10 protein-coding genes and 1 CRISPR repeat array are annotated in these 13570 nt (G+C 46.7%); of the genes, 9 read left to right on the top strand and 1 reads right to left on the bottom strand.

What is annotated here, in order from left to right:
- Positions 1 to 46 precede the first annotated feature (46 nt).
- From cas3 to cas2e, 8 genes are read left to right on the top strand one after another with little or no spacing between them, the layout of a single operon-like run.
- Entirely contained in the window at positions 47 to 2719 is a 2673-nt protein-coding gene (gene cas3, locus AC2T15_RS11340) for a CRISPR-associated helicase Cas3' (protein ID WP_486778333.1), read from the top strand.
- 8 nt (positions 2720 to 2727) lie between these two features.
- Positions 2728 to 4227 (top strand): type I-E CRISPR-associated protein Cse1/CasA, encoded by a 1500-nt coding sequence (gene casA / locus AC2T15_RS11335; RefSeq protein ID WP_053106162.1) that lies wholly within the window; start codon positions 2728 to 2730, stop codon positions 4225 to 4227.
- On the top strand, positions 4227 to 4763 hold the full coding sequence (gene casB / locus AC2T15_RS11330) for a type I-E CRISPR-associated protein Cse2/CasB (RefSeq protein WP_486778332.1): 537 nt from the start codon (positions 4227 to 4229) through the stop codon (positions 4761 to 4763). Before casA ends, casB begins: the two co-directional genes overlap by 1 nt.
- The gene (gene cas6e, locus AC2T15_RS11325) at positions 4760 to 5404 is read left to right on the top strand and encodes a type I-E CRISPR-associated protein Cas6/Cse3/CasE (protein ID WP_486778331.1); all 645 of its coding nucleotides are present in this window, start codon (positions 4760 to 4762) and stop codon (positions 5402 to 5404) included. The genes casB and cas6e overlap by 4 nt, the downstream gene beginning before the upstream one ends.
- A 30-nt stretch (positions 5405 to 5434) precedes the next feature.
- Complete coding sequence (gene cas7e / locus AC2T15_RS11320) at positions 5435 to 6466, top strand: type I-E CRISPR-associated protein Cas7/Cse4/CasC (protein ID WP_486778330.1); 1032 nt, start codon at positions 5435 to 5437, stop codon at positions 6464 to 6466.
- Positions 6467 to 6474: 8 nt separating this feature from the next.
- On the top strand, positions 6475 to 7197 hold the full coding sequence (cas5e, locus tag AC2T15_RS11315) for a type I-E CRISPR-associated protein Cas5/CasD (protein ID WP_486778329.1): 723 nt from the start codon (positions 6475 to 6477) through the stop codon (positions 7195 to 7197).
- On the top strand, positions 7190 to 8077 hold the full coding sequence (gene cas1e / locus AC2T15_RS11310) for a type I-E CRISPR-associated endonuclease Cas1e (protein WP_486778328.1): 888 nt from the start codon (positions 7190 to 7192) through the stop codon (positions 8075 to 8077). Before cas5e ends, cas1e begins: the two co-directional genes overlap by 8 nt.
- Positions 8055 to 8348 (top strand): type I-E CRISPR-associated endoribonuclease Cas2e, encoded by a 294-nt coding sequence (gene cas2e / locus AC2T15_RS11305; protein ID WP_080997067.1) that lies wholly within the window; start codon positions 8055 to 8057, stop codon positions 8346 to 8348. The genes cas1e and cas2e overlap by 23 nt, the downstream gene beginning before the upstream one ends.
- Before the next feature lie 41 nt (positions 8349 to 8389).
- A CRISPR array of direct repeats spans positions 8390 to 10555; the repeat unit is 28 nt; unit sequence GATTTCCCCACGCCCGTGGGGGTGTTTC.
- A gap of 41 nt (positions 10556 to 10596) precedes the next feature.
- Here cas2e and AC2T15_RS11300 read toward each other — a convergent pair.
- Positions 10597 to 11759 (bottom strand): IS3 family transposase gene (locus AC2T15_RS11300; protein ID WP_486778327.1). Its coding sequence is split into 2 segments (ribosomal slippage): positions 10597 to 11504 and positions 11504 to 11759, totalling 1164 coding nucleotides; the frame shifts between segments, so codons are not numbered across the junction.
- Between the two features lie 397 nt (positions 11760 to 12156).
- Between AC2T15_RS11300 and AC2T15_RS11295 the strand changes: the two genes are divergently transcribed.
- Positions 12157 to 13319, top strand: a protein-coding gene (locus tag AC2T15_RS11295; protein WP_486778327.1) for an IS3 family transposase whose coding sequence is annotated in 2 segments (ribosomal slippage) — positions 12157 to 12412 and positions 12412 to 13319 — 1164 coding nt in all. Because the reading frame shifts where the segments join, the coding sequence is not laid out codon by codon here.
- Positions 13320 to 13570 lie beyond the last annotated feature (251 nt).

Here is a 13570-nt window from a genome sequence, read left to right as displayed (position 1 = left end):
TGACCCGTATCAATAAATTGGTGAGGGATAGATTTTAGGCAGATGGATGTTTGACGTAGCCCTGCTTAGGCAACAGATGCAATTAAGTGGCACTTTACTTATTATCAGCAACTGTCCGGTATCGCTAAATAAGTTGAGGGTTGAGCAAATGGCTTTGCGCGCGAAGAAAGAGATAGGAAGTGCATTGATTAGTTATAAGCAATGCCCAGCTAAAACTTATATTGATTTATCAGGACGAGTCCAGATTGGGCGTACTGTATTTGACCACTGTCAGATTGTAGGTGAAGTCGCTAAAGAGCTGATTCGGCGCTCACCTGTACAGCATCTTTTCCCGCCTGGTTCAGCTTTTACTGCTGCTACCCATGATATTGGTAAGGTAAGCCCTACGTTTTACAGCAAGTTGTATAGAGCTTGTGGCTTGCCTGTTTTGCCTAACGTAAATCCAGATCTAGAAAAGAATTGGAATGGTCATGCGGGAGTGAGCCAGATCACAGCTAATGCACTTGGTGCCCCTGAATATATTCCGGAAATTTTAGGGCAGCATCATGGTTTTTCTCCAGATGTTGCTGGAAAGCGTGCTTTAGATGAAGCATTTGGTGGTCAAAGTTGGCAGCGAGAGCGTGAAAAATTAGTTCAAGATTTACGGCATGTATTGGGGGAGGACTGGCCCCAGTTAGATGATTATGCAACAGCGCGTTTACTAGCTGGCCTAACGTCAGTGGCCGACTGGATAGGTTCTGGGCAACACTTTGATCTGCCAGATGATAAGTGGCAAGAAAGAATTGACCAAGCGCTGGATGAAGCAGGTTTTATAACACCTGAGTTTAAGCTTGGATTGAGTTTTGAGCAGGTGTTTGGCTTTGCACCAAGAACAGCGCAAAGCTTATTGTTCGAGCAGGCCAGCCAACCTGGCGTCTATGTTTTAGAAGCACCCATGGGAGTGGGTAAAACAGAAGCAGCGCTTTATGCAGCCTATCAACTGCTGGCTAGTCAACAGGCGAGTGGTATTTATTTTGCGCTTCCTACCCAATTAACTTCTAATAAAATTTTTGAGCGTTTTAATCAGTTTTTAGAGCAGGTTGTCGCGCCTGATTGTGCGCATAGGTCTTTATTATTGCATGCCAATGCATGGCTATTTGCTACAGAAATGGGTGAGGAAGGGCGTCCAGGTGGAGCATGGTTTAATCAGGCTAAGCGTGGTCTGCTTGCCCCTTTTGCTGTGGGTACTATTGATCAAGCATTAATGGCTGCGATGAATGTAAAACACGGATTTGTGCGTGCGTTTGGTTTAGCAGGCAAAGTGGTGATTTTGGATGAAGTACATACCTACGATGCTTATACAGGCACCTTACTAGATGCCCTGATTGATTTACTACGTCAGTTAGATTGCACGGTAATTGTGTTGAGCGCTACCTTAAACCAAGCGCGGCGTCAGGAGCTGATCGGCAGTGAAACATATTCTGTTGATTATCCATTGATTACGGCTTTGCCCAAAAACAGCGACTCAGTAGCAGAGATAGGTGTGCCTATTGCTGGAATACAACATGTGACCCTTAAGTTAGAGCAAGACGAACTTGTTGCGATAGAAGAAGCTTTATTGCGCGCAGAACAGGGGCAGCAGGTGTTATGGATTGAAAATACGGTTAAAGAGGCGCAGGAGCGTTATTTGCAGTTAGCTGCTCGTGCTTTAGATTTAGGGGCAGAGTGTGGGTTATTGCATTCGCGATTTACAGTGACCGATCGTCAAGTGCTTGAGGAACAATGGGTCAATCTTTTTGGGAAACAAGGGTGGCTAGGCAGTAAACGCCAACAGAAAGGACGCATTTTAATTGGTACACAGGTATTAGAGCAGTCGTTGGATATTGATGCTGACTTTCTGGTTAGTCGCTTTGCGCCTACAGACATGTTATTGCAGCGTCTTGGCCGTTTGTGGCGTCATGTTGAAACACCCCGCAATTCATATGCTCGGCAGGAGGCTTGGCTATTGGCGCCAAATTTAAATAAGGCTATTCATAGTCCTGAGTCAGCTTTTGGTGCTAGCGCTTATGTTTATAGTCCTTATGTGCTTTGCCGTAGTCTTGAGGTGTGGCTTGAGTTAAAGCGGGTTTGTTTGCCTATTGATATTCGCTCATTAATTGAGGCGACTTATCAAAAGCGTCCAGAGCAAGGATCTATGGCGATTTGGTTACGGCAGCTAGAAGAAGGTTGTCGCGATAAAAAAGGACAGATAGCGTTAAAACAATTGGCACGAATTGGATTAGCGCAGGCAGGTAAGACAATGCCGGAAAGCCAAGCGCAAACGCGCTACAGTGAAACAGATGCTTTTGAAGTACTAATGCTACGCAGTATTTGCTATGACAGCGAACAGCGGGCAGGAGTATTAGTGTTACTGGATGGTAAGCAAATAGTTTTACCACTAAATAGGTCGGCTATAAGTCGTGCAAGCTGGCGGGAAAGAACTAAGCAGTTGATGCACGCTATTGTACAGGTGCGTCCTAGTGAGGCACCTAAGCCAGTGAATCGCGAGCGCTTACAACAGTTTGGGTTGCACCACTGTTTTTATCTAGGAAATCCACTTTGGCCGGATGATGAAAGTCTGTTACGGGTTGCTTTAGTGAGTGAGTCTGACCTCCTACAGGGGCTAGATAATCAGCTGTTGAATGATAAATACGAGATTGAGTATCGCCCTGACTTGGGCTATCGAACAATTAAAAAGTAGGAGAGGGTATGGAAAACCGCTTCAATTTAGTGGATGAGCCTTGGCTACCAGTTGCCGATCATGGGCGGGTAAGTTTGCGAGATATTTTTAGTAACTCTGAATATCAAAGCCTTGGCGGCAATCCGATACAAAAAATAGCAGTATTTAAATTACTATTGGCTATTGCTCAGGCGGCTGCAACTCCAGAAGATGAAAAGGGCTGGCATCAACTGGGCGCACAGGGAATGGCTGAAAAGTGCCTTGCTTATTTAGAACAATGGTATGACAGATTTTACTTGTATGGTGATAAACCTTTCCTACAAATGCCTGCTATCGCTGCTGCTAGGGCATTGTCGTTTGGGGCTTTTATCCCCGAAGTATCTACCGGAAATACAACCGTACTCACTCAATCGCAGGTAGAAGGTAGCTTATCTGATGCTGATAAAGCACTGCTTGTGCTATTACAGATGGGGTTTGCTTTATCTGGTAAAAAAACCGATAACAGCGTAGTTCTCTCTTTAGGGTACGCTGGCAAGCGTAATGATAAAGGTAAGCCTTCTACCGGCAAACCGGGTCCATCAGTTGCGCATATGGGGTTATTACATAACTTCATTATGGGGCACAATCTTCATAACTCCATATGGTTGAACTTAGTTTCAAATCAACAATTGAGCGCTATCGGTATGTTTAGTGCCGGTGTTGGTTTTGCCCCTTGGGAGAAGATGCCGAAGGGTGAAGCTTGTGCTATCGCAGAGCAATTAAAGCAGTCTTATATGGGGCGTTTGCTGCCTTTATGTCGTTTTTGTTTATTAGCTGATAACAAAATGCATTACTCAGAAGGCATTGCTTATGCGGGTTACAAGGAAGGCATGCATGATCTTAGCGTTGCGATCGACTACTCCGCTAAAGAGCCAAAAGCTCAGTGGACTGACCCAAATAAAAGACCTTGGCGTGAGCTGACTAGCCTGCTTAGCTTTATTGACCTGTCGGGAAGTAGCGGTTTTCAAAGTTGGCAGGTTCGTTTAGGTGTAGAGAAGGCGAGAGATACCCAAGAGCTGTTTAGTATCTGGTCAGGTGGACTACGCGTGAGCAGCAATGCAGGAGAACAGTACGTTTCGGGTACAGATGACTTTGTTGAGTCCACTATTTGGCTAGAAAGCGAGGTTTTAGGACAAACTTGGTTTAATCAATTGCAACTTGAAATGAGCGGGCTAGATACGCTAGCGAAAGCATTATATGGGCGTGTGCTAGGTTATTTTAAAGAGCTTACGGTGGATGGGAAAAATACTGCGGCATTGGCAACTCATATGTTTTGGCAGTTATGTGAGCGTGATTTTCAGACGTTAGTTAATAGTTGTGATGCCTCTAAAGAGGGGCTGCAGCAACGAAAAATATTAAGACGTACCTTTGCTCGCTATCAACATCAGTGTTATGACTTTTACTGTCCCAATGTGACCGCACGGCAGATGGATGCTTGGGCGCAACATAGGCCAAACCATTATAAATATATTAGTCAGGAGGCTTCGTAATGGAGCAAGAACAGGTAGTGCCTGCGAGAGCCAAAAACAAGGAAGAACAGTTTGTTCAATTTATTTTTGAGCATTGCAAGCAGGATAAAGGGTTTGCCGCACGTTTAAGGCGTGCTGATAATGCAGCAACTGAATATCAAAGCTGGGAAACTCTTGGTCCTTGGATTGAGTTAGATAATCCTTGGCAACGTTTGCCCTATGCAACCGTGGCAGCAGCTATTGCGCGTTCCAAGTCTGATAATAATGGCAGTCTTAGTCTTGGGAAAGCGCTAGCAGAGTCTTATGCAGAAAAGGGCTCTACCCAATATAGTGATCAGGCTAAAGCCCGCTTACGTCGTTTATTGGCCTGCACTGACGTACAAGAAGTTTGCCGAGTGATTCGACCAGTGTTGACCTTAATTGAAAGCAAACTGGGACAGCCACTGGACTACGCGAAACTACTCATTGAGCTGCGTTATTTTGGTGAGAGAAGCAAAATGCGTTGGGCGCAGGATTTTTATGGGCAGCGTGGTCAAGATAAGGAGAGCAGGGAATGACATTAATAGCCAGTGTCTTGCATTTAGATAGAAAGGCTGTGCGAGCCCTAAAAATAGACAGCCCCTATGGTTTGCACAAAGCGGTATACAGCTTATTTGCCGAGACACGTAGCACAGACGAGAAAAACGCCAGTGTGCCGAGTGGTTTTCTCTATGCTGATCAGGGTGGAGATTATCAGTCTCGTAAAATATTACTTTTATCTGATCGTCAGCCTCTGGAACAGGTAGATGGCCAATACGGACAGGTGCAAAGCAAAACTATTTCCACAGACTTTTTGCAGCATCAAAATTACCGTTTCAAAGTGATAGTCAATCCTACGCGCAGAGACAACGCTAGTCGCAAACTTATTCCCGTTAAAGGTCGTGAAGCTATTGCCCAGTGGTTTACGATACGAGCAAGTATTAGTTGGGGCTTTAATGTATCGCCTTTACAACTGCAGGTCGATAGCACGGATGTTCTTAAATTTCCTGATAAGGTTGGGCGGCCGGTAACGCTAGCTCAAGCACAGGTACAAGGAGTCCTGCAGGTGACGGATCGACAGCAATTTATCCAGAGTTTTAAACAGGGTATCGGCCGTGGCCGAGCCTTTGGTTGTGGGCTATTGCAAATAGTGCCCTTTATAGAAAGCCCATTTGATTGACGCTTATTAAACATTAAAAGGAAATTAATTATGTCTACTAGTCCATATCGCAATACCCGCATTGAATATCATATTTTGCAATCTTTTCCCGTTACTTGTTTAAACCGAGATGATGTAGGAGCTCCCAAAACTGCTGTAATTGGTGGTAGCACCCGTGCACGTGTTAGCTCTCAGTGCTGGAAGCGACAAGTGCGACTGGCTATGCAGGAGTTTGGAGTTGAACTTGGCATTCGTACTAAAAAAGTTGAACAACTGATGATTGAAGCTTGCATAGCTGTGGGAGCAAGTGAAGATCAGGCAGAAAAGTGTGGAGCAAGTATTGCTAAAGCCCTGAGTGACGATACTTTATTGTTTATTAGCAACACCGAAGCTAAAGCATTTGCTGAATATGCTAGCGCACACGATTTTGATGCTAGTAAATTGAAAGATAAAGAACTGGCTAAGGTGGCGAAAAAAGCTTTGAATCCAGCAGTAGATGCATTAGACATTGCTCTATTCGGCCGCATGGTAGCCAAAGCTGCTGAGATGAATGTTGAGGCTGCTGCCTCTTTTTCCCATGCTATTTCGACGCATAAAGTAAGTAATGAAGTAGAGTTTTTTACTGCGCTAGATGACAAGCAAGATGAACCCGGTTCAGCGCATATGGGCAGTTTAGAATTTAACTCGGCTACTTATTACCGCTACATCAGCCTTGACTTGGGGCAGTTAGCGCAAACTTTGGGTGACGAAGCTGATTTAAAGCCCGCTATTGCAGCCTTTACTAAAGCCTTGTTTGTGGCAGTTCCTAGTGCCCGTCAAACCACTCAGTCTGGTGCTAGTCCATGGGAGTTTGCCCGTGTGCTAGTGCGTAAAGGGCAGCGTTTGCAGGTGCCATTTGAAACGGCAGTCAAGACCGAGCAAGGGGGGTATTTGCAGCCAAGTATTACAACGCTTAAGGCCTATCTTGATAAAAAAGAAAAAATGACCGGCAGTCTGTTTGGCAAACTGGCAGCTTACGATTGGGGCGAAGACGAAAATTACTCTGTTGATCAACTAATTACAGACTTGCAAAGCCAGATTTGAGGTGCGCTATGAGTGAACCTTATCTATTGATGTGGCTGGAGGCGCCGTTGCAAGCCTGGGGCCATGATTCGAAGTTCGGACGGCGCGACAGCTTGGATTTTCCCACGAAATCCGGAGTATTGGGATTGTTATGTTGCGCTCTTGGCAAAGGGGGTGAGCAAACGGATTGGTTGGCACGCTGGGCAGAGCGTGACATGGTGGTACAAGCGTATGTGCCGCAAGATCAGCAAGGTCAACCTGTTTCTAGATTACCAATGTTACGGGATTTCCAAATGGTGGGTAGTGGTTATCAACAGGCTGATCCTTGGCAAACCTTACTGATTCCTAAAAAAAGTGATGGTGGTAAGGCGGTAGGAGGTGGCACAAAAATGACTTACCGCTATTACCTGCAGGACATGGCCTTTGCTGTAGCTTTGCAAGGGCCTAAATCTGAGTTGGATGAATTGCAGCAGGCCTTGCAAAGCCCTATGTGGGATCTGTATTTAGGGCGCAAAAATTGTGTGCCTACTGAGCTGATAGGACAAGGTGTGCATGCAACTGTAAAGGATGCATTAACGCATGCTGAGCAATTGGCTACCCATGAAGCACGTGAGGTAAAACGTACAGCTATTTTTCGTGTACTGCAGGGTGAACATGACGGGGAAGTAATCACCTTAAACGATGTACCTGTACAATTTGGGACGCGTAAAATATACCGTGATCGACGTGTAACTTTGGTGAAGTATGGCTGAGGCAAAACAAGCTGGGCAGCGGTTGTTAGTTAAAGTTACGCGAGAAACCTTACCCCAGATAAAAGATAAGTATCCGTTTATTTATCTAGAACGAGGTCGTCTTGAAATTGATGACAGCAGCATTAAGTGGATTGACTCGACGAATCAGGTGGTGCCTTTACCTATAGCTACTTTAAATTGTCTCTTATTGGGGCCAGGTACTAGCATTACCCATGAAGCAGTTAAGATTGCCGCCGCTGCTAACTGTTCGGTGTGTTGGGTAGGTGAGGATAGCTTATTGTTTTATGCAGCAGGCTTTGTGCCTACTGCTGACACGCGCAATCTACGGCAACAAATGGAGTTAGCGGTTGATCCAGAGCAGTCACTAGAAGTTGCTAGGCGTTTTTTTGTTAGGCGTTTTCCCGATGCTGATTTGCAAGAGAAGTCTTTGCAGCAAATGATGGGTATGGAAGGCCATAGGGTACGAGCTCTGTATCAAGCTAAGGCAGAGCATTACCAAGTAGGTTGGAAAGGACGTCAGTTTACGCCAAATAAATTTGAGTTAAGCGATGTTACTAATCAGATACTAACTGCCAGCAACGCTGCGCTGTATGGGATTTTATGCTCTGCAGTGCATAGCCTCGGTTATTCGCCACATATTGGATTTATCCACTCAGGTAGTCCGCTTCCGTTTATTTATGATCTTGCCGACTTATACAAGGAGCATTTGTGTATTGATCTTGCCTTTTCTCTAACCCACGATATGGCCGGCCGCTATAACAAGCATAAGGTGTCAGCTGCGTTTCGTCAGCGGGTGTTAGAGATGGACTTGTTAAGTCAGATTGCGCCAGATATTGCCAGTTTATTTGGAGAAAAACGTGCTCGTCGTTCTCGCAAATGATTTGCCACCAGCTGTACGTGGGCGTATGAAACTTTGGTTTACCGAACCTCGAGCTAATGTGTTTGTATCAGGTATTAAAGATTCCGTTGCGCTAACGGTTATTGATTACTTGCATAAACATTGTCCACCAGAGTCTGGGGTGATGATTTTTCGTTCGTTATCGAAACCGCCAGGTTATGAAATACAAACGATAGGTCCAACACGTAAGTCATTAATAGAAATTAGCGGCTTACAACTCGTGATAGAAACCCTGAAAAATCAAAATACCTAACATCTTGTGCTTTGGCTGTTGTTCTTTAACAATATGTTGGTGATTTCCCCACGCCCGTGGGGGTGTTTCTAGGGGTTGGATTCGAGTGTTGTTACCCTATTGGATTTCCCCACGCCCGTGGGGGTGTTTCCAAGCTCCTGTTGCGCTTTCTCTGAGAACTCTGGATTTCCCCACGCCCGTGGGGGTGTTTCCAGGCGTTTGCAGCTGTAGGCCGTGCGCTGGATGATTTCCCCACGCCCGTGGGGGTGTTTCCAGGCAAGCTAGGCGTAGCGCGTTAGCCTGCCTGGATTTCCCCACGCCCGTGGGGGTGTTTCTACATGCTTTGCCATGTAAGCACCTAGCTCACCGATTTCCCCACGCCCGTGGGGGTGTTTCTTATTTGGTATTACCAGATGATTTGGCTTGTACGATTTCCCCACGCCCGTGGGGGTGTTTCTATCTAAACGCGACCTGTTTGAATCGCGCGGTAAGATTTCCCCACGCCCGTGGGGGTGTTTCTTGCATTATGACCCTGATAATGATTGGGAGATAGATTTCCCCACGCCCGTGGGGGTGTTTCTGCTTTCGAGTCACTGGTTGACCTATCAATGGTGATTTCCCCACGCCCGTGGGGGTGTTTCCCCTCGCTGAGTCATACATGCGCTGCATGGCAGGATTTCCCCACGCCCGTGGGGGTGTTTCTAAATAAAGGCATTGCACACATAAAAACAAAATGATTTCCCCACGCCCGTGGGGGTGTTTCTTTTACCTCGTTATATTTGAGCGCGTGAAAGTGGATTTCCCCACGCCCGTGGGGGTGTTTCCAACACAAGGTGAGTTAGCTAGTGGGCGCTCGGGATTTCCCCACGCCCGTGGGGGTGTTTCCGGTCGAGAGTAGAGATGCACCATCCTTAGGCAGATTTCCCCACGCCCGTGGGGGTGTTTCCTCAGTATTCTTAAGGGCTTCAGTCAGGCAGGCGATTTCCCCACGCCCGTGGGGGTGTTTCTTGCAAATGTTCGGTTTGTGCTGGATCACATGAGATTTCCCCACGCCCGTGGGGGTGTTTCTTTTATCCTCTATGGACAAGAAGTGCCTAAGGAGATTTCCCCACGCCCGTGGGGGTGTTTCTTTCTGCTTCTGTTTTTCCTCTTGTTTCATCTGGATTTCCCCACGCCCGTGGGGGTGTTTCTGGATAGTAATCACCTTAGGGCTACTGGGTTTGGATTTCCCCACGCCCGTGGGGGTGTTTCTAATGTTGTTCATGTTCCCTAGGACCTGCATAGGATTTCCCCACGCCCGTGGGGGTGTTTCTAAACGAGAAACATAAAGGTGAATCATGTCAATGATTTCCCCACGCCCGTGGGGGTGTTTCCAAGGGAGAAGCTTGCAAAGAGAGCAAGAGAGGGATTTCCCCACGCCCGTGGGGGTGTTTCTATAACGAGGTAAAATTGATAGCTATCCGATTGGAGATTTCCCCACGCCCGTGGGGGTGTTTCCCACTCGGCTGGCGCTCTACGCTGTTCGGTTAAGATTTCCCCACGCCCGTGGGGGTGTTTCTAATTAAAGTAAAGCATTTTGCTTTATTTATTTGATTTCCCCACGCCCGTGGGGGTGTTTCTATGCGCTCCAGCGATAAGGGTATTTGGGTTGTGATTTCCCCACGCCCGTGGGGGTGTTTCCAGTTACTAGCTCTTTGCCATCTTTAATGCGTGGATTTCCCCACGCCCGTGGGGGTGTTTCCAGTAGCTGGCGTTAAAAGATTCTTTTTCTCTGGATTTCCCCACGCCCGTGGGGGTGTTTCTAGGCTGCAAGCAATGCTTGCAATTTTTAATTTGATTTCCCCACGCCCGTGGGGGTGTTTCTTTGTGGCTATGGAAAGGCCATAACCCAGCGCAGATTTCCCCACGCCCGTGGGGGTGTTTCTGTTCGCGGCTTTACTCTTGATCGTGTTTATGAGATTTCCCCACGCCCGTGGGGGTGTTTCTTATTTAAAGCGTTTGAGGGGCAAGAAATGAGAGATTTCCCCACGCCCGTGGGGGTGTTTCCTACCTACGAGCTTCAATTGATGCAGCTCAAGCGATTTCCCCACGCCCGTGGGGGTGTTTCTGAGACTTTGATTATTCTGTTTAATGACGTGTTGATTTCCCCACGCCCGTGGGGGTGTTTCTACAAAGACTTTTCTAGCCTTGCAGACGTTCCGATTTCCCCACGCCCGTGGGGGTGTTTCTATCGCTTTTTTGCGCTCTATAGATGAAACTCTTGTAGTGGTCAAATAATTCCAGACACTTTGTTAAGGATTTCTTCCGCTGCTAGCGGAGTCAAGCCACGATTAAATGTATGTGGTCGTTGCTGATTATAATATTTCATCAGGTAACCACTGATATCTTTTTGAGCAGCCATAAAACTGTTATACCCAAACATTGGTACCCACTCTGTTTTTAAGCTACGAAATAATCGCTCCACCGGTGCATTATCCCAGCAGTTACCTCGGCGACTCATGCTTTGAACCATGCGATATTGCCATAGACGCTGACGAAACTGATAGCTAGCGTACTGTGAGCCTTGATCTGAGTGAAATAACACACCTTGCGGACGACCGCGCTGCTCCCATGCATGCTCTAACGATTTTACGATTAAGCTGGCATCAGCTGTTTCAGACATAGACCAACCAACTACCCGTCGAGCATAAAGATCCAAAACAACTGCTAGGTAACTCCAGCGCTGACCTGTCCAGATGTAAGTAATATCCCCGCACCAAACTTGATTAGGTCGTGTTACAGCAAACTTCCTGTCTAAACGGTTCGGTATATCAAGTCGTTCAAACGTGGCTTGTTTGTACACGTGCGAGCCTGGCTGCTTACATGATAGACCGAGTTCGTTCATCATCTTACGCACCTTAAAACGACCTATAGTGACACCTTGTTTGCTTAGCATACATTGCAAAGTGCGACTGCCTGCTGAGCAGCGACTCTTGTTAAATAACTGACTCACCAGCGCTCTCAGCTTGATGTGCTCGACATCTACTCGTCGTGATCTTTTTCGATACTCATAGTAACAAGAGCGATTAACCTCAAAGGTCGCACACACGATTTCAACAGGGGCATACTCTCTTAACTTCTCAATTAGCGTGTATGTTTCCAATCGTCCGACATTAAGAGAGCTGTAGCCTTTTTTAATATGGATTTCTCCATCTCAAGCCGTCTGCAGCGCTCTTCAAGCTCTTGAATGCGCTGTTGTTCTTGGGTTATTGCTTTGCCTTTTGGAGTGATACCTTGACGCTCTTCTGAGAGCTGTTTAACCCATCGGTGCAAGGCCGACTTACTCACACCTAATGATGTGCAGGCTTGGGCAAGACTGTAGCCTTGATCAAGCACCAAGCTAGCGGCTTCTTGTTTGAATTCTGGAGTAAAAGTACGTTGTTTGTTTATCATAGAGCACCTCTTTATGGCGAACATTATCGCCTAAGTAGATGTCTGGTTTCATTAGACCACTACATGGGGGTGTTTCACCTTGACCGCTAACAGATACATAAACGGCGAGGATTTCCCCACGCCCGTGGGGGTGTTTCCTTTTAGCCAGTTGTCTGGGCTGTACTTCTCAGGATTTCCCCACGCCCGTGGGGGTGTTTCCAAGCGTGTAGTCACTCCAAGGGCATCAAGTGCGATTTCCCCACGCCCGTGGGGGTGTTTCTTATGCTTAGTGAGTTTGGACGAATTGGCCGAGGATTTCCCCACGCCCGTGGGGGTGTTTCCAGTTGATCAGTTTGTAGTGGTCTAATGAAACCAGACATCTACTTAGGCGATAATGTTCGCCATAAAGAGGTGCTCTATGATAAACAAACAACGTACTTTTACTCCAGAATTCAAACAAGAAGCCGCTAGCTTGGTGCTTGATCAAGGCTACAGTCTTGCCCAAGCCTGCACATCATTAGGTGTGAGTAAGTCGGCCTTGCACCGATGGGTTAAACAGCTCTCAGAAGAGCGTCAAGGTATCACTCCAAAAGGCAAAGCAATAACCCAAGAACAACAGCGCATTCAAGAGCTTGAAGAGCGCTGCAGACGGCTTGAGATGGAGAAATCCATATTAAAAAAGGCTACAGCTCTCTTAATGTCGGACGATTGGAAACATACACGCTAATTGAGAAGTTAAGAGAGTATGCCCCTGTTGAAATCGTGTGTGCGACCTTTGAGGTTAATCGCTCTTGTTACTATGAGTATCGAAAAAGATCACGACGAGTAGATGTCGAGCACATCAAGCTGAGAGCGCTGGTGAGTCAGTTATTTAACAAGAGTCGCTGCTCAGCAGGCAGTCGCACTTTGCAATGTATGCTAAGCAAACAAGGTGTCACTATAGGTCGTTTTAAGGTGCGTAAGATGATGAACGAACTCGGTCTATCATGTAAGCAGCCAGGCTCGCACGTGTACAAACAAGCCACGTTTGAACGACTTGATATACCGAACCGTTTAGACAGGAAGTTTGCTGTAACACGACCTAATCAAGTTTGGTGCGGGGATATTACTTACATCTGGACAGGTCAGCGCTGGAGTTACCTAGCAGTTGTTTTGGATCTTTATGCTCGACGGGTAGTTGGTTGGTCTATGTCTGAAACAGCTGATGCCAGCTTAATCGTAAAATCGTTAGAGCATGCATGGGAGCAGCGCGGTCGTCCGCAAGGTGTGTTATTTCACTCAGATCAAGGCTCACAGTACGCTAGCTATCAGTTTCGTCAGCGTCTATGGCAATATCGCATGGTTCAAAGCATGAGTCGCCGAGGTAACTGCTGGGATAATGCACCGGTGGAGCGATTATTTCGTAGCTTAAAAACAGAGTGGGTACCAATGTTTGGGTATAACAGTTTTATGGCTGCTCAAAAAGATATCAGTGGTTACCTGATGAAATATTATAATCAGCAACGACCACATACATTTAATCGTGGCTTGACTCCGCTAGCAGCGGAAGAAATCCTTAACAAAGTGTCTGGAATTATTTGACCACTACACCAGATCCTACTGCAGTAGACGAGCTGTGTGATCGATTTCCCCACGCCCGTGGGGGTGTTTCTGAGTAATAAAACGCTCCATACGCTTAATTTGCGATTTCCCCACGCCCGTGGGGGTGTTTCTGTAAGAACCCAGAGCACCCGCCATACATAAAGGATTTCCCCACGCCCGTGGGGGTGTTTCCAGACGCAACGTCTTGAGCTGTTTGGAAGCTCAGATTTCCCCACGCCCGTGGGGGTAAT

The organism is Thiopseudomonas sp. SA1F2-1K (assembly GCF_057443035.1).
Note: the sequence above shows the minus strand (reverse complement) of the source record. Positions and strands in the feature narration are given on the sequence as shown.

Bases quoted from the DNA above. Each gene is read 5' to 3' on its own strand.
- cas1e (WP_486778328.1), top strand. From the start codon at position 7,190: ATGGCTGAGGCAAAACAAGCTGGGCAGCGGTTGTTAGTTAAAGTTACG.
- cas3 (WP_486778333.1), top strand. From the start codon at position 47: ATGTTTGACGTAGCCCTGCTTAGGCAACAGATGCAATTAAGTGGCACT.
- cas5e (WP_486778329.1), top strand. From the start codon at position 6,475: ATGAGTGAACCTTATCTATTGATGTGGCTGGAGGCGCCGTTGCAAGCC.
- cas6e (WP_486778331.1), top strand. From the start codon at position 4,760: ATGACATTAATAGCCAGTGTCTTGCATTTAGATAGAAAGGCTGTGCGA.
- casA (WP_053106162.1), top strand. From the start codon at position 2,728: ATGGAAAACCGCTTCAATTTAGTGGATGAGCCTTGGCTACCAGTTGCC.
- cas7e (WP_486778330.1), top strand. From the start codon at position 5,435: ATGTCTACTAGTCCATATCGCAATACCCGCATTGAATATCATATTTTG.
- casB (WP_486778332.1), top strand. From the start codon at position 4,227: ATGGAGCAAGAACAGGTAGTGCCTGCGAGAGCCAAAAACAAGGAAGAA.